This is a genomic window from Rhizobium sp. WSM1328 (genome assembly GCF_057653715.1).
On the sequence record NZ_JBYGKO010000002.1, the window covers coordinates 382,113 to 397,853 of the forward strand.

Annotated in this window: 12 protein-coding genes; 9 read left to right on the forward strand and 3 right to left on the reverse strand. The window is 61.7% G+C overall.

From position 1 onward, the window contains the following. Positions 1 to 120 precede the first annotated feature (120 nt). Together AC2444_RS25350 and AC2444_RS25355 are read left to right on the forward strand one after the other, a co-directional pair. Positions 121 to 1,002 (forward strand): AraC family transcriptional regulator, encoded by an 882-nt coding sequence (locus AC2444_RS25350; RefSeq protein ID WP_128449269.1) that lies wholly within the window; start codon positions 121 to 123, stop codon positions 1,000 to 1,002. Between the two features lie 221 nt (positions 1,003 to 1,223). Then, the gene (locus tag AC2444_RS25355; RefSeq protein WP_128449266.1) at positions 1,224 to 1,706 is read left to right on the forward strand and encodes a hypothetical protein; all 483 of its coding nucleotides are present in this window, start codon (positions 1,224 to 1,226) and stop codon (positions 1,704 to 1,706) included. A 318-nt stretch (positions 1,707 to 2,024) separates the two neighbouring features. Here AC2444_RS25355 and AC2444_RS25360 read toward each other — a convergent pair whose 3' ends face one another. Next, positions 2,025 to 3,431, reverse strand: a complete 1,407-nt coding sequence (locus tag AC2444_RS25360) for an adenylate/guanylate cyclase domain-containing protein (RefSeq protein ID WP_128449264.1) — start codon at positions 3,429 to 3,431, stop codon at positions 2,025 to 2,027. Between the two features lie 123 nt (positions 3,432 to 3,554). Continuing rightward, positions 3,555 to 4,040: a MarR family winged helix-turn-helix transcriptional regulator gene (locus AC2444_RS25365; RefSeq protein WP_128449262.1), complete on the reverse strand. Its 486-nt coding sequence runs from the start codon at positions 4,038 to 4,040 to the stop codon at positions 3,555 to 3,557. A 202-nt stretch (positions 4,041 to 4,242) separates the two neighbouring features. Here AC2444_RS25365 and AC2444_RS25370 point away from each other — a divergent pair, with 202 nt between their 5' ends. From AC2444_RS25370 to AC2444_RS25400, 7 genes are all read left to right on the forward strand, one after another. After that, entirely contained in the window at positions 4,243 to 5,829 is a 1,587-nt protein-coding gene (locus AC2444_RS25370; RefSeq protein WP_128449259.1) for an AMP-binding protein, read from the forward strand. Positions 5,830 to 5,870: 41 nt separating this feature from the next. Continuing rightward, positions 5,871 to 6,695 carry a p-hydroxycinnamoyl CoA hydratase/lyase gene (locus AC2444_RS25375; RefSeq protein ID WP_128449257.1) on the forward strand — a complete coding sequence of 275 codons (825 nt, stop codon included), beginning with the start codon at positions 5,871 to 5,873 and terminating at the stop codon, positions 6,693 to 6,695. A 38-nt stretch (positions 6,696 to 6,733) separates the two neighbouring features. Next, the gene (locus AC2444_RS25380; protein WP_128449255.1) at positions 6,734 to 7,840 is read left to right on the forward strand and encodes an NAD(P)-dependent alcohol dehydrogenase; all 1,107 of its coding nucleotides are present in this window, start codon (positions 6,734 to 6,736) and stop codon (positions 7,838 to 7,840) included. Positions 7,841 to 7,861: 21 nt separating this feature from the next. Continuing rightward, positions 7,862 to 9,301, forward strand: a complete 1,440-nt coding sequence (locus tag AC2444_RS25385) for a coniferyl aldehyde dehydrogenase (RefSeq protein WP_128449252.1) — start codon at positions 7,862 to 7,864, stop codon at positions 9,299 to 9,301. Positions 9,302 to 9,712: 411 nt separating this feature from the next. Next, positions 9,713 to 11,641 (forward strand): diguanylate cyclase, encoded by a 1,929-nt coding sequence (locus AC2444_RS25390; protein ID WP_128449250.1) that lies wholly within the window; start codon positions 9,713 to 9,715, stop codon positions 11,639 to 11,641. An 82-nt stretch (positions 11,642 to 11,723) separates the two neighbouring features. Further along, entirely contained in the window at positions 11,724 to 14,018 is a 2,295-nt protein-coding gene (locus tag AC2444_RS25395; RefSeq protein ID WP_128449248.1) for an FdhF/YdeP family oxidoreductase, read from the forward strand. Beyond that, on the forward strand, positions 14,015 to 14,296 hold the full coding sequence (locus AC2444_RS25400; protein WP_128449245.1) for a hypothetical protein: 282 nt from the start codon (positions 14,015 to 14,017) through the stop codon (positions 14,294 to 14,296). Before AC2444_RS25395 ends, AC2444_RS25400 begins: the two co-directional genes overlap by 4 nt. A 27-nt stretch (positions 14,297 to 14,323) precedes the next feature. Here AC2444_RS25400 and AC2444_RS25405 read toward each other — a convergent pair whose 3' ends face one another. Next, positions 14,324 to 15,325 carry an AraC family transcriptional regulator gene (locus AC2444_RS25405; RefSeq protein ID WP_128449243.1) on the reverse strand — a complete coding sequence of 334 codons (1,002 nt, stop codon included), beginning with the start codon at positions 15,323 to 15,325 and terminating at the stop codon, positions 14,324 to 14,326. Positions 15,326 to 15,741: the final 416 nt, after the last annotated feature.

The window sequence follows — 15,741 nt, forward strand, 5'->3', positions numbered from 1 at the left end:
GTTTGGTATGAACTGAAGCTAGGCCTGCACCGTCTCGCGCGCTCACCTATTCCTCTCGGAAGCTTGCCTATTTCTGCTTTACGCTTGCGGAGGCCTTCTCGAACTGTCACGGTGGCCTCCATGGAAAAGCAGCTTCAGGAACTACGTGCTCTAGCCTCTTTGGCCGAAAACCGTAGGACAGAAACGGGAATTCCCCGTGTCGCGATGGTCCAGGGCGAGATCCCGGAGCATCGGCTTTCTGCTGTCTACCAGCCGATGATCAACCTGATCCTGACCGGGTCGAAGACGATGACGGTCGGCGAGCGGACATTCGCCTACGACCCGGCGACGTATTTCGTCATGTCGGTTGATCTTCCGGCAGTGGGATCGGTGCATCCTTCGTCGGCGGGAGAACCCTATCTTGCGGTCAGCCTGACGCTCCATCCGCCAACGGTCGCAGCCCTCATCAGCGACCTGCCGGTGCAGGTCTGCAGCAAGCTGTTCGGCTCTGGCTTCTCCGTCGCGCCGGTGAACGACGAATTCCTCGACGCCTGGGTACGGATGCTCCGACTGGTGGATCGTCAGGACGAGATCGCCGTGCTGGCGCCCGCCTACGAGCGGGAGATCCTGTTCAGGGTGCTGCAGGGGCCGCTTGGCTGGATGCTGCGCGACATCGCCGCGCCCGATGCTGCACTCTCAAGGATCGGTGCAGCGATCCGTTGGATTCGAGAGAACTTCGCCAAGCCTCTCCGTGTTGAGGCTCTGGCCGAGATGGCGGCCCTGAGTGTCTCGGCCTTCCATCGTCACTTCAAGGCGGTCACAGCATTGAGCCCGATCCAATACCAGAAGCAGGTCCGGTTGCTGCATGCGCGGACGCTTCTAATGGCTGGGGAAGGAACCGCGACATCGGTCGCCTTCGGCGTCGGGTATGAAAGCCCGAACCAGTTCAGCCGGGAATACGCCAGGCAATTTGGGCTACCACCCTCGAAGGATGTCGTGCGTCTTCGGGGCGGGGCTATGTGAAGGACGCTTGGGCCGGGATGCTTTCCTCTAATGACCGCTTAGGACCCCGCCAAAAGCGGACGCTCAAACAATCAGCGGATGGTGGACGATCTCTCATCGCCCATAATTTTTCGAATATTTTCAGATGTCAACGCTAGGTAGTGTGGACAGTTAGCCGGGCCAACCCGTTGACTTGTTGATGTATCCGGGCATTGTGCACGCGTTGAGGTTGGGGAAAATTTATGTTTAGAACAACTGTTGCGGTCTCGGCTTTCGCCGTGCTGTTGAGTTCCTGCGTTCAATCTAGCGCTATGCGAGTGTCCAAGAACCAAATGATAATTCAGACTAGCGCAGAGCCGATGTGCGGCAGCGTGGGGGCGGCGAAGGCTGCACAGAAGCAGGCTGCCGTCGAGACCATCAAGGCGGGCTATGATCGTTACATCATCACGTCTGCGGCGGCAGCAAGCAACGTAACGGCAACTCAGATGCCAGGACATTACAACACCTACGGCACCATAAACTCCTATGGTGGCTATGGCACGGTCAATGCGACGACAACTTACACGTCGGGCCCGATCATCTATGGCGGCTCACACGACCAGTCTATTGGCGTGGTGATGTTCAAGGACGGCGAGCCGGGCAGCAATCAAGCAGTGTCCGCTCGCGAGGTACTCGGTCCTAAATGGGCAGTGATCGTCAAGGATGGCGTAAACCTTTGCAACTAAAGGCTGCGATATCAAAGATCCGGAATTAGAGGCTCCATCTCATCCGCAGGATACTACGCGTACAGCGGGCCGGATTCTGCCAATTGCCCCCATAATGCTTGGCGTGCATCTCCATCCAAAGCCGTCTGTTGCCTGCTCAATGAGCCTATGCGATGCGGAGACACTAAAGGGAGACATCGTGTCCCCCTAACCATCCCAGACGTTTTTTAAGGCTTTTTAGGTGATGGTGGGCGCTCCCTCCCGACCTACCGTTTTGCCCGCTTTGGCCCCTTAGCGGAAACCGCTGAAGGTGGCTCGAGGCTGAAGAGAAGAGCAAGCTCACGACAGCGCAAAAATCCTCACCTCGCGCCCGATTCCCTGGAGCTCCGCCATTCGGGAGGCCGATGTGATGCCGCTGTCGCGGAGGATTTCTGAAACCTGGGCATCCTCGACGATCGCCTCCGTCGTCATGATCACATTGGGATCGGCAAGGCCCTGGACGCGCGACGCGATATTAACGGTCTGGCCGAAGTAGTCCTGGCGGTCGTTCAGGTTGACCGCGAGGCATGGCCCCTCATGGATGCCGATCTTCAGCAGAAGATCGTCGCTGCCGTGTTCGGCATTTAACCGAAGCATGGCCTCGCGCATCTTGAGTGCGGCCGCCACCGCACGGTCCGGGCTTGGAAAGGTCGCCATCACGGCATCGCCTATGGTCTTGACGACTGCTCCGGCCTCTGTGGCGACGATCTCGTGTAGAACCCGGAAATGCGCTCGCACCAGATCGAAAGCGGCAAGATCTCCGACGCGCTCGTAAAGCGCGGTGGAGCCCCTCAAGTCGGTGAAGAGGAAGGTCAGGCTGGTGATCTTGAGGCGCTGGTCGACGTCGAGTGTGTCGGTCCGATAGATGTCCCGGAAGCTCTGGTTCGTCAGCAGTCGCTTGGCTGTCAGGAAAGGCCGCCTGCGGCCCAAGAGGTCGTGCAGCTCGTCTCCCGCGATGCAGACGTTCGGCACCACTCTGCGATCGGTGTGGTTTTCGAGGGTGAGCCGCAGTGAGCCCGGGCGCAGGGTCAGCGTTTCGTTCAGCGCATGCGTCCGACTGATGATCATCGAGAGGTTTTGACGTTCGTCGGTCGGCTCACCCTGCACGTCGATGAACTGCGCCGAGTGTGTGACCGGATCGAAGATGATGACGAACTGCGCCGGCAGTTGCAGGGAGACGAAGGCCTTTTCGCCCGGAGCCAGCTCGATCATCTCCAGCTGGATGCGTGAAAACCTCGCTTCGAGATCGTCAGGCAGGTCGACCCCGGAGCTGAAGAAGATCTGGCGGTAGTATTCAAGCGGCGGCAACCGATCGGGATCGTGACCGGCAATCCTGCGTACGCGCGGGCTGACTGTAAACGTGACCTCGACCATCTCGTCGAGGGTCGGCTCGTATCCGGCCGCGCAGAGCGCGCAATGATAGGTCTCGTGGACGACGGTTTTGAGGGTTGCGCCGCTGTCGAGGACGCCGCCGCATCCCGGGCAAAGGACATTCCAGGTCATCTCGAATGCGCCTATGCGGGCTGCATGCAGAAACGCGGCGATGGTTTTCTCTTGGTCGAGATCATGCTTATCGGCGAAAGCGAGCGCATTGATGCGATTGAGCTCACGATCCGAGCCATGCGTGACGACGTTTTCGATGCACTCGACCGTCTGCGGGTCAGCCGCCTGTCGCAGGGAGGCAAAAAGTACGTCCACTTCGCTCATGAGACAAGTCTCCGTGTGCAGAACCCACGGCGGACGACGCCAGGATGGGGATCATAACACGGGGGTTACGCAATAGAAATCTAAAGGCTTGGATGCTGCTCGCTTCCCAAGCGAAGGCGGGTTTCAGTTCCCCTTGTATATCCGCTTCAGCGCCGCCAGCAGCGCGTCCAGTTCGTCGCGCGAAAACAGCTCGATGAAACGCTGCTCGTGCCTATCGATCAGCTCACGCGCCCGCGCGAGCATTGCGTGTCCCGCCCTCGTCAGATGAAGTTCCTGGCGGCGGCGGTCGGCCGCGGAGGGGCGGCGCTCGATCAGGTCGCGGGCTGCCAGCCTATTGACGAGGGCCATCATCGTCGCCCGGTCGGTGCCGAGTGTATTGGCAAGGTCGATCTGCGATGCGCCCGGATTGCCGGCGACGAGTTCCATCACCGCCAGCTGCTTTTGCGTCAGCGCCAGTTCCTCCATGGTTTCGGCGAAGTCGCGATAGATCGCGACATGGGCCATGCGGAGATGAAATCCCAGCAGATCGCCAAGCCGGCCGACGTCGAGGCCCGGTGTCGCGGGAGCATCTTCACCCTCTAAATCGTCCTGCGGTGATTTTGTCGCCATCGTTCGTTCTCGCCTCGTCCAGGCGCCATAACCATCAAAATCAGCAGGTTAGTCAATATCGGTAGTGCGGATTTCCTCGCGCCATTCGCGCGATCGGATTTGTCTTAAACAGCCTCTTGCATCTTTCCGGGAAAAGATATTAGTATGTGTTACATACAAATGTGATGCCTGCCGCGGGGAGCGGTGGGCATGGGAGGAGAAAATGGCGCATTCCTTTTCCGGGATGGCTTCGTCGGCGGATTGCGGACTGGTGACGGATGATCCGATCCTTTACCGCGCCCGCGTCGCACCGGACCGTCCCGCTCTGTTCGAGATCGCCACCAACAGGCAGCTCACCTTTGCCGAGCTCGATACGCGGATCGCCCGCTGCACCCGCTTCCTCAGCGATGTGCTCGGAGCGCGCCGCGATGGCGCGCGTGTCGCCATGCTGGCGCGCAACTCGATGGATTCGATCGTGCTTGCCTTTGCCTGCCAGCGTGCCGGCGCCATCTACGTGCCGCTCAACTGGCGCCTCAACGCCGCCGAGCTTCGGCCGATCCTTGCCGATTGCGCGCCGGTTCTGCTCGTTCACGACGAGGAGTTCGCGGCAACCGTCGCCAGCCTTGCGAGCGCCGATGCTCAGATGGCGGTGATATCGACGGCCGACGGCCCGGCCGGGCTCGCCGCGCGGATCGAGGCAAGCCTTCCGGCCGCGCCGGTGTCCGCCGATGCCGATGGAGCCTGCGTCCTTCTCTACACCTCGGGCACGACGGGACAGCCGAAGGGCGTCGTCATCACCCGCCGCAACGCTTTTTTTGCCGCCATTAATTTTTCCGTCGTCGGAGAGATCGGGCCGGGATCCGTCGCCCTGTGCGACCTGCCGTTCTTCCACACGATCGGGCTGATTGCCGTCGCGCGCACCACATTGATGCTGGGCGGCACGCTCGTCGTCTCCGATCGCTTCACGCCGGCGCGCACGCTCGCTGCCCTTGCCGACCGGCAGCGTGCCATCACCCATTATTTTGCCGTGCCGCAGATCGCGCTCGCCTTGCGCAACGATCCCGCCTACAGCGCCGCGGCGCTCGCCGGCGTGCATGCGCTCTTTGTCGGCGGCGCGCCGCTGACGCAGGCGCTGATCGAAAGCTATCTCGACGACGGCGTTGCGCTGGTCAACGGTTATGGCATGAGCGAGGCCGGAACGGTGCTGCACGTGCCGATCGACCGGCGCGCCGTGCAGGACAATCCCGGCAGCGTCGGTCTTCCGGCACCCTTGCTCGACATTCGCATCGTCGGCGAGGACGGCCGCGAGGTTGATGAAGGCGAGATCGGCGAACTCTGGCTGCGCGGGCCGGCGGTGACGCCGGGCTATTGGAACAAACCTCAGGAAACCGCTGCCGCCTTCACCGACGGCTGGTACCGCACCGGCGATCTCGGCCGGCGCGAAGCGAACGGCTTCTATCGCATCGTCGACCGGCTGAAGGACATGTACATCAGCGGCGGTGAGAATGTTTATCCCGCCGAGGTCGAAGCCGCACTCGCAAGTCATCCCGATATCCTCGACGCCGCGGTCGTCGGCCTTCCCGATATCCGCTGGGGCGAATGCGGTGTGGCTTATGTCGTGCTGCGGCCGGGTGCCGTGGCAACGGGCGATGAGATCGCCGGCTATTGCGCGGTAAGGCTCGCCGCCTTCAAGCGTCCGGCCCGCATCCTCTTCATCGAGGCCATTCCCCGCACCGCCTCCGGCAAGGTGCAGAAACATGTCCTGCGCCAGTTCCATTCAGATGAAACCCTTCAACGACAGGCCCTGTGACGCGGCCCCGGCATTCACGCCGAAACCCATGGAGTAATCTCATGACCGATATGCAATCGCCGGTTCGGGTCGAGTTCGACAACGGCATCGCCTTCGTGACCCTCAACCGTCCGGAAAAGCGCAATGCGATGAATCCGGCCCTGAATATCAGGATGCTCGAAGTGCTCGACGAGCTCGAGGGCGACGAGCGCTGCGGCGTCCTCGTCCTGCGCGGCGCCGGCGAATCCTGGTCCGCCGGCATGGATCTGAAGGAATATTTTCGCGACAATGACGACAAGCCGCGTGACGTCACGCTGAAGGCGCGGCGCCAGTCCGGCAACTGGTGGGGCCGGCTGATGTATTTCGAAAAGCCGACGATCGCCATGGTCAACGGCTGGTGCTTCGGCGGCGCCTTCACGCCGCTGGTTTCCTGCGATCTCGCCATCGCCGCTGAGGAGGCGAATTTCGGCCTTTCCGAGATCAACTGGGGCATTCTGCCGGGCGGCAATGTCACCCGCGCGGTCGCCGAAGTGATGCGCCATCGCGACGCTCTCTATTACATCATGACCGGCGAGTTGTTCGGCGGGCGCAAGGCCGCCGAAATGGGTCTCGTCAACGAGGCGGTGCCGCTGGCGGAGCTGGAAATCCGGGTCCGCAAGATCTGCGCCAGCCTGCTCGAAAAGAACCCGGTGACGCTGAAGGCCGCCAAGGACACCTACAAGCGCGTGCGCAACCTGCCCTGGGATCTCGCCGACGATTACATCTACGCCAAGCTGGAGCAGATGCTGTTTCTCGACAAGACCAAGGGACGCGACAAGGGGCTGAAGCAGTTCCTCGACGACAAGACCTATCAGCCGGGGCTCGGCGCCTACAAGCGCGACCGCTGATAGCCGTTGACGAGCCGATCATCGGGAGGAGGAAAGCAATGAAAATCCATGCTGCGGTGGCGCGTGCGCGCCATACGCCGTTTTCGCTGGAAAGGCTCGATCTGGAGGAGCCGCGCGAGGGTGAGATCCTGGTTCGCGTCGTGGCAACAGGGGTTTGCCACACCGATATCGTCATGCGTGACCAGCACCTGCCGGTGCCGCAGCCGGTCGTGCTCGGCCATGAAGGCGCCGGCATCGTCGAGCGTGTCGGGCCGGGCGTTGCCAAGGTCAAGCCCGGCGATCACGTGGTCATGACCTTCAATTCCTGCGGTCATTGCCCGAGCTGCAACGATCACGAGGAGACCTATTGCCACGAATTCTTCCCGCGCAACTTCTTCGGCGCGCGCGCCGATGGTTCGAGCGGGATCTCATGCGAGGGCGAGCGGGTTCACGGCAATATTTTCGGGCAATCCTCCTTCGCCAGCCACGCGCTGTGCCATGAGCGCAATATCGTGAAAGTGCCGAAGGAAGCGAACCTAGCGCTGCTCGGGCCGCTCGCCTGCGGCATCCAGACCGGCGCCGGCGCGGTCATGAATGCGCTGAAGATCGAACCGGGAAAGGTGCTCGCGGTTTTCGGCATGGGCTCCGTCGGGCTTGCCGCCGTGATGGCGGCGCGGATCGTCGGCGCGTCACGGATCATCGCCGTCGATGTCAACGAGACGCGGCTGGCGCTTGCGGCGGAACTCGGCGCGACCGACATCATCAACGGCAGGGCGAGCGACGCGGTTGCCGCGATCATGGCGCTGACCGGCGCTGGCGTCGATTATTCGATCGATGCCTCCGGCGTGCCCGCCGTCATCTACCAGTGCGTGCGGGTGCTGGCGCCGCGCGGCACCTGCGGCATCGTCGGGGCCTCGCCCCAGGGCTCAACGCTGACGCTCGACCTCACCCATATCCTGTCCGGCGGGCGCCGGGTCCGCGGCATCGTCGAGGGCGATTCCAATCCCGACGTGCTGATCCCGTTGTTGATCGACCTCCATTGGCAGGGCCGCTTCCCCTTCGACAGGCTGATCACCTTCTATGATTTCGCCGATATCAACCAGGCGGTGGAGGATTCGGAAAAGGGCATCGTGCTGAAACCGGTCGTGCGTCAGCCGGCCGTCTGACACCGTTCAAGGGAGGAAACAATGAACACCGTCACCGCAATCGCCACCGATACCAGCCCCGATGTCATGAAGGCGCTGCTTGGCCGGCAAAGGGCGTCTTTCCTGAGGGAAGGGCCGCCCGGCATCGACACCCGCATCGATCGCATCGACCGCGTCATCGCCCTTCTCGTCGACCATAAGGATGCGATTGCCGCTGCTTTGTCGGACGATTTCGGCAGCCGCAGCGTCGAGGCGAGCCTGCTTCTCGACGTCTTTACCTGCGTCGGTTCGCTCAAATATGCCAAGGCCCATCTTGCCGAATGGCTGAAGCCCGAGCAGCACGAAGCATTGTTCCCGGACGCGGTGGCCGAAGTGGTCTATCAGCCGAAGGGAGTTGTCGGGATCCTGAGCCCTTGGAATTTCCCCTATCAGCTCGCCCTCGCGCCGCTTGCCGGCATTCTCGCCGCCGGCAATCGCGCCATGATCAAGCCGTCGGAGGTGACGCCGGCCTCGGCCGAATTGATGGCGGAACTCATTGCCGGGGCCTTCGACGAAACGGAAATATCAGTCGTTCAGGGCGGATCGGCGACGGGCACGGCCTTTACATCCCTTGCCTTCGACCACCTGATCTTCACCGGCGGAACCGCGGTCGCCCATCATGTCATGCGCGCGGCGGCGGAAAACCTGACGCCGCTGACGCTGGAGCTCGGCGGAAAGTCGCCCGTCATCGTCGGCCGCTCGGGCGACCTCGCAGACGCGGCGCGCCGGGTCATGACCGTCAAGACGCTGAACGCCGGCCAGATCTGCCTTGCACCTGATCATGTCTATGTGCCCGAGGAAAGCGTCGAAGCCTTTGCCGGCCACGCGGTCGCGGCGGTCGGCGCGATGTATCCGGCGCTGAAGGAAAATCCTGACTACACCTCGATCGTCAATGCTCGCCATCACGCCCGCATCCAGGGCCTGATCGACGATGCCAGGGCCAAGGGCGCGAGGATCGTCGAGATCAACCCGGCGGCAGAGAATTTCTCCCAGCAATCGGCCCACCGCATGCCTCCGACCTTAATACTCGATCCCACGGAAGAGATGCACGTGCTGCAGGAGGAAATCTTCGGACCGGTGCTGCCGGTCCTTCCCTATCGCGATATCGCCGACGTCATCGATCGCATCAATGCCAGGCCGCGCCCGCTCGCTCTCTATTACTTCAGCCAGGATCAGCAGGAGGAGGCCCGCGTGCTCGACAATACGACCTCCGGCGGGGTGACGGTCAACGACTGCATGAGCCACGTCACGGCGGAAGGCCTGCCCTTCGGCGGCGTCGGCCATTCGGGCATGGGTTCCTATCACGGCAAATTCGGCTTCCTCGCCTTCTCGCATCCGCGCGCCGTCTATCACCAGAGCAGGATGGTGGAAGCGGAATACATGATGCGGCCGCCCTATGGCGATGCGATGCGTGGCTTCTTGGCGGCGGCGATCTGCAAGTAGTCGAAGAAGCGTTGGACGATGCCGTCGGCAGGCGCGGCTGCTGGCGGCATGGGATGGCTGCTTGCAACGAATGGCCCGATTGCGCAGGCTTATCCGGATAACGCTATATTGTGTCATTGGGATATGTGTCCCGACGCAGAGGATGGTGTTGTTAAATATGCCTTATGCAGCGGCTGCTAGCCGTTGAACCGCAGGGCGTTGCGGACATGATGTCTCTTGCCGTGCTGGAGCGCGACCTTTCCATAGATGTTGCCAAATCTGGCAGCGGGCCTCTCTGCCCATAACTGATCGTCGGGGCGGACGCCTGCTTTCCTGTCGTCGCATTGCTGCCGACCGGCCGGGAGACGCGTCTGCGAAGGAATATGGCTTGATAGGTCTTTGATTTAACGAAGCTCAAACCAGTGTTGCCCTATGATTGGTTCGGTACATGTATTGGAAGGTGGATCCAACGCAGTGAATGGCATCTGGACGCAATTCGGTGGCAACCTGTCATTCGTGTGCCTGGCGATTTCGCTCTGGGCGCATTTCTCGATCCAATTTCAGCGTCGTTCGGTCACACAGGAAAAAATCGCCTTCGGAATCATAGCCGGCGGCGCCTCCATCGGGTCCATATTGCTGGCCGTCGAAGTCAATCCCGGTATTTATATCGACATCCGCTTTTCGCCGCTTGCTTTGGCGGGCATGTTCGGCGGACCGATCGCGGCGGCCTTCGCGGCGTCGCTGGCGATAGTCTTCCGCTTCTGGGTCGGCGGCGCGGCAATGATCGACGGTCTGATCGCAATTGCTGTCGCGACCGGTATCGGCCTGGCTGCCAACGTCTGGATCCGCAAGAGATCTCCCGAGCTCATAGACGTTGCGCTGCTGAGCCTCGCGCTCGGCGGCGCACTTATTGTTTTGATGGCGGTGCTTCCCACCCTGGTCCACGCCCGCGTATTGGCCATCATCGGTCTGCCGATGACGGTATTGAACTGCCTGGCGGCGGTGCTGTGTGGTTTCGTTCTGTTGAAGACGCAACAATGGGAGCTGGAGCGAAGCATCCTGGTGACCGCATTTTCGCAGTCGCCCGATTATCTCTACGTGAAGGACCGAAACAGCCGGTTCATCACCGTCAACGAAAATATGATCCGCCTTTTTCGTTTCAGAACCACGGCGGAGATGACCGGATTGTCGGATTTCAATCTTATCTCGCGGCCGCGCGCCGAAGAATTTTATTATCTCGAACAGCAGGTCATGGACACCGGGGTGCCCCTGATCGACTCCGTCGAGCGTGTCGAAGACAGATACCTGCTCGCCTCCAAGGTGCCGCTGAAGGATAGGCAGGGACGGGTGATCGGGCTGGCCGGCGTCACGCGTGACGTGACGGAGCGGACTGCTCTGGAGCGGGAATTGCGCAAGAGCAAGAACCTGCTGTCACATGCGATGGCCGGCATGTCCGATGGCATCGCCATGTACGACAGCAAGGGTTTTCTGGTTTTTTGCAACGACCAGTATCGCGCCGCCTTTCCGCTATCCGGAGACGCCCGCGTGGTTGGCGCTCATATCAGCGACATCCTTCGCCGCGTTGCCGAAACCGGCGAGCGCACGGGTATCCCGGACGCTGACCGCGAAGAGTGGATCAGGTCCGTCAGTGCGACGTTGCACAGCAACAAGGACGAAGAGGTTCAGCTTCACAACGGCGACTGGCGCAGCATCCGGACAAGGTTAGCGGAAGACGGCACGGCGATGGCCGTTGTCTCCGACATCACGGCGACCAAGCAGGCGGAAATCGCCCTCCGGCTGTCGGCGGAGCAGCTGAAGTCCCTCGCCGAGACCGACGGGCTCACCGGCATGGTCAACCGCCGGGCCTTCGACGAGGCTTTCGCCCGCGAGACCGCAGGCAGCGCCAGGAAAAACACGCCGTTCAGCCTTCTGATGGTCGATATCGACCGCTTCAAGGCCTATAACGACACCTATGGTCATCCCGCCGGAGACCAGTGCCTGCGTGTCGTCAGCAGGTGTCTTCGCCAGTCCGTAAGCCGCCCGGCCGACATCGTCGCACGCTACGGCGGAGAGGAATTCGTGGTTCTGCTGCCTGCGACCAGTGCGAAAGGGGCGATGATCGTTGCCGAACAGTTCGCGCGTCTCCTAAGCCAGGAGAATATCGTTCATACCGGCAGCGAATTCGGCCGGGTGACCGCCAGCATCGGCATATCCTGTGCGACGGGAGCCACCTTGAGGATCAACCCGAACCGCCTCCTGAGCGAGGCCGATGCCGCGCTCTACGACGCCAAGACTCAAGGCCGCAATCGCATCCTGGCACATTCGCCCGAGGAGCGGCACGCCATCAAGGACGTTGGTTAGATTGAATCCTTGATAGGTTTTTCCTATCGAGCCATCGCGCGTGCGCCCTTGATGTTTTCCCCGCTTCGACAATACAGGGCGCATGGACACAAAATTCATTGGTAAGAAGTCGGCAGCAGCCGGGGGCTGGGGCGCTTTGAAGAGCTGCGGCAAGCGCTTGCTGCAAAGCGGCATGCCGATTTCAGGGGCGCGGACGATGCTGAAGGCGAACCAGCCGGATGGGTTCGACTGCCCGGGCTGCGCCTGGGGCGATCCGGAGCACGGATCGTCGTTCGAATTCTGCGAGAACGGCGTGAAGGCCGTCGCCTGGGAGGCGACGGAGAAACGGGCCACGCCCGCCTTCTTCGCGGAAAGGACTGTATCGCAGCTTCGCCAGTTGACGGACTATGAACTGGAACTCAATGGCCGCCTCACGCATCCGATGCGCTACGATGCGGCGAGCGACCGTTACCTGCCGGTCGCGTGGGCGGACGCCTTTGCCGAGATCGGCAGCATCCTGAGGGGGTTCGATAGCCCCAACCGGGCGGAATTCTACACGTCGGGCCGGACGAGCAACGAGGCCGCCTTCCTGTACCAGCTGTTCGTGCGCGTCTACGGCACCAACAATTTTCCCGACTGCTCCAACATGTGCCACGAGGCGAGCGGCATCGCCATGCGCCAGGCGGTCGGTGTCGGCAAGGGTACCGTGCTGCTGGAGGATTTCGAAGAGGCCGATGCGATCTTCGTGATCGGGCAGAACCCGGGCACCAACCATCCGAGGATGCTCGGCGATTTGCGCCGGGCGGCGATCCGCGGCGCGCGCGTCGTCGTCTTCAATCCCATCCGCGAACGCGGCCTGGAGCGCTTCTCCGACCCGCAGGACAAGGTCGAGATGCTGCGCGGCGGCTCGACCGATATCGCCAGCCTTTATCTGCAACCGCAGCTCGGCGGCGACATGGCCGCGGTGCGTGGGATGGCGAAGGCCGTGCTGGCCGCGGAAGACGCAGCCGTCGCCGCCGGCCTGCCCTTCGTTCTCGACCACGCATTTCTTGTCGAACACTGCGCGGGTTTTGTCGAATACCGGGCGGCGGTCGAGGCGACGAGCTGGGCTGAGATCGAGGACCAATCGGGACTGAGCCGGCAGGAGATCGAACGGGCAGCCGATGTCTATATCAACGCCGAGCGGGTCATCTGCACCTGGGCGATGGGCGTGACCCAGCATCTGCATTCCGTGGCGACAATTTGCGAGATCGCCAATTTCATGTTCCTGCGCGGTAATATCGGCCGGACGGGTGCCGGCCTTTGCCCGGTTCGCGGCCATTCCAACGTGCAGGGCGACCGCACCGTCGGCATCAACGAAAAGCCGGCGGACGATTTCCTCGATGCGCTGGAGAAGCATTTCCGCTTCACCGTTCCTCGCGAACATGGTCACAATGTCCTTGCCGCGATCGGCGCGATGCTCGATGGCTCGGCCGAGGCCTTCATCGGGCTTGGCGGCAATTTTGCCCGCGCCACGCCCGACAGCGCGCTCGTTGAAAAGGCGTTGCGGCGGCTGAAGCTGACGGTGCACATCGCCACCAAGCCCAACCATTCGCATCTCATGCCCGGCGAGGTGGCCTTCATCCTGCCGTGCCTCGGACGCACCGAGATGGATCTGAACGCGGCGGGCAACTCCCAGCTTATAAGCGTCGAGGATTCGATGAGCATGGTGCATGGGTCTGCCGGCATCAATCGTCCGGCCTCGCCGCATCTCCTCTCGGAAGTCGCCATCATCGCCGGCATTGCACAGGCGACGGTCGGCTCCGCCGTGGTCGACTGGGCAGAGCTTGCCGACGACCACGACCGTATCCGCGATCATATCGAGGCGACCATTCCAGGCTTCGAAAATTACAATGCGCGCTTGCGCAAACCGCGCGGTTTCCACCTGCGCAATACGGCAGCCCATCGGGAGTGGGATACGCCGGCAGGCAAGGCATCATTTTCTTGCGAAGCGCTTCCGGAGGAGACGGTGCATCAGCGGGCGCGAAAGGGTGAGGGGCGTTTCGCCCTGCAGACGTTCCGGTCGCACGATCAATACAATACGACGGTCTACGGTCTCGGTGACCGATATCGCGGCGTCTACGGGGAGCGGCAGGTCATCTTCATTCATCCAGCCGACCTCAAGGCGATGAATGCCGAGGCCGGTGATCGGATCGACGTGGTCGGCGAGCATGATGACGGTATCGAGCGCATCGCCGAGAATTTCCGCTTTGTGCCCTATGACATTCCGCGAGGAAGCATCGCGGGTTACTATCCCGAGCTGAACGTGCTCGTGCCGCTTGGCAGCGCGGGCGTGGAAAGCGATACGCCCACCTCGAAATCGATCATGGTGTCCTTCCGCCGGCGACAAGCCGCGTGAGCCAAGAGGCCTCCGAGGCCGATCGTTTTCTTGCCCTCGTCGCTGCGGCGCAAGGCAGGGATATCAGGCTGACATCCATACAGGCCGGTCTTGTCGCCGCGGAATTGGGGATAGCGGGTGACAGCCGCGCCTTTGCGCGCATGCTGGGGATCGCGCATTCTCTCGTGCTCCGGGAGCTCAACGTCCTGGCGGAACGCGAAGGGGTGCTGCAGATCGTGAAGCGGGATCTAAGGACGATGCGAGTGCACTACACATTGCCGCCGCCGGATGAGGCGTAAACACCCCTATGCCGCAAGCCATGGCCGCTATCGACGGATCACGCGCTTCCTGGTGTCGGAAGGGTATTCTCCGTATGTGGTTTTATAGACTGCCGAAAACCGGCCGAAATGAAAGAAGCCCCATTTGAGGCAGATGGCCTTCATGGTCTCCTTGCTCTCGGGATCAAGCAGATCCTGGCGCGCGGCACGCAGCCGAAGCGTCAGCAGATAGGCGGCGGGGGAGGTTCCCCTGAACGCACGAAAACCGGTCTCGAGCGCCCGGCTGGATACGCCGGCGGCTTCGGCCACCTTCGGCATGGTGATCGGCTGATCGATATTGGCGTGCATGAATTCGATCGCCCTGCGGACATGCCGGGGGGCGATCAGGGCGGGGCGATTCTCCAGGAAATGCGACAGCCGGTGCGGCACCAGGCGCACCACCAGATCGGCGAGCGCCTGCGTCATATGCGCCATGGCGATCGGCGACTGCAGCAAGGGGCCATCGTCGCGCATGCCTGAGATGATCGTTTCCGTGAGGTTGCCGATCAACCGGCCGGCTGGCTTGGACAGATCCAGTTCGGGCAGCAGATCGAGAGAGCCGCTGAACGGCATCTCGAACGTCTGGCCGATCGTCTGCAGGATGACAGGCCAGTTGATCAGCAACTCGTCGATGACGTTCGATTGCCCATGCATGATGACGCTGTTGGGTTCGAAATTGTTATAGAGAAGCAATTTTCCTTGCCCGGCCTCGGCGATGCGGGACGATCCATAGGTTACCCCCATGCCGCCGCTGCGCGGCACGACGATCGACAGATACTCCGCCGTATCGACGGTCGGCTCGATATTGAACTGAAACTCCGCCTCATGATAACCGGTGAGCAGGACGGCTTTGTCACAGACCGAGAAATCCAATCCCCAATGGAAGTCCTTGGCGCGGCCGACGGGCTCGGCATCAAATGCGCCAAAAGCGCCGCCCAGCGTTTCGACCATGTTGTCGAAGGACGAACCACTAAATCGAAATGAAAATGGGGGAGGGCTATTTTCAGTCATGCTGCTCCCATTGTTCGGCCCGGCTGTTTCGGCATGCTCTTTTCCAAGGCTCGCAGGTGCCAGCGCGACGCGCGGCCGACCCGAATCTCGGATTTGTGCGCGTACCTCTGCCAGCCTTGCCGGTCGTCATGGATGGTCGTCCCCCGCCGCGGCGCTCCATCTGAGTCCGCAGATGGAGCGGATGAGCGGGGCTTGGATGTATATTAGGCGATTATTGGATAAAGTGCAGCAGCTTGCAGCAGAGCAGGTGGATCTCCGCGTGCTATCGGCATCGAGGTCAGCGGCTTGCGCTAGCTGATGCAGGCCGAATCCGGGCACGGTAAACGTCAAAAAGACCAGCCCGTTGAATGCATTAGTTCCCATCCAGATCAGGAACTGACAGAACCCGCGGCCATTGGCAAGACTTCACGCTGCCG

Coding starts and splice junctions, on each gene's coding strand:
- AC2444_RS25355 (WP_128449266.1), top strand. CDS start 1,224: ATGTTTAGAACAACTGTTGCGGTCTCGGCTTTCGCCGTGCTGTTGAGT.
- AC2444_RS25395 (WP_128449248.1), top strand. CDS start 11,724: ATGGACACAAAATTCATTGGTAAGAAGTCGGCAGCAGCCGGGGGCTGG.
- AC2444_RS25385 (WP_128449252.1), top strand. CDS start 7,862: ATGAACACCGTCACCGCAATCGCCACCGATACCAGCCCCGATGTCATG.
- AC2444_RS25405 (WP_128449243.1), bottom strand. CDS start 15,325: ATGACTGAAAATAGCCCTCCCCCATTTTCATTTCGATTTAGTGGTTCG.
- AC2444_RS25370 (WP_128449259.1), top strand. CDS start 4,243: ATGGCGCATTCCTTTTCCGGGATGGCTTCGTCGGCGGATTGCGGACTG.
- AC2444_RS25350 (WP_128449269.1), top strand. CDS start 121: ATGGAAAAGCAGCTTCAGGAACTACGTGCTCTAGCCTCTTTGGCCGAA.
- AC2444_RS25380 (WP_128449255.1), top strand. CDS start 6,734: ATGAAAATCCATGCTGCGGTGGCGCGTGCGCGCCATACGCCGTTTTCG.
- AC2444_RS25375 (WP_128449257.1), top strand. CDS start 5,871: ATGACCGATATGCAATCGCCGGTTCGGGTCGAGTTCGACAACGGCATC.
- AC2444_RS25360 (WP_128449264.1), bottom strand. CDS start 3,431: ATGAGCGAAGTGGACGTACTTTTTGCCTCCCTGCGACAGGCGGCTGAC.
- AC2444_RS25390 (WP_128449250.1), top strand. CDS start 9,713: ATGATTGGTTCGGTACATGTATTGGAAGGTGGATCCAACGCAGTGAAT.
- AC2444_RS25365 (WP_128449262.1), bottom strand. CDS start 4,040: ATGGCGACAAAATCACCGCAGGACGATTTAGAGGGTGAAGATGCTCCC.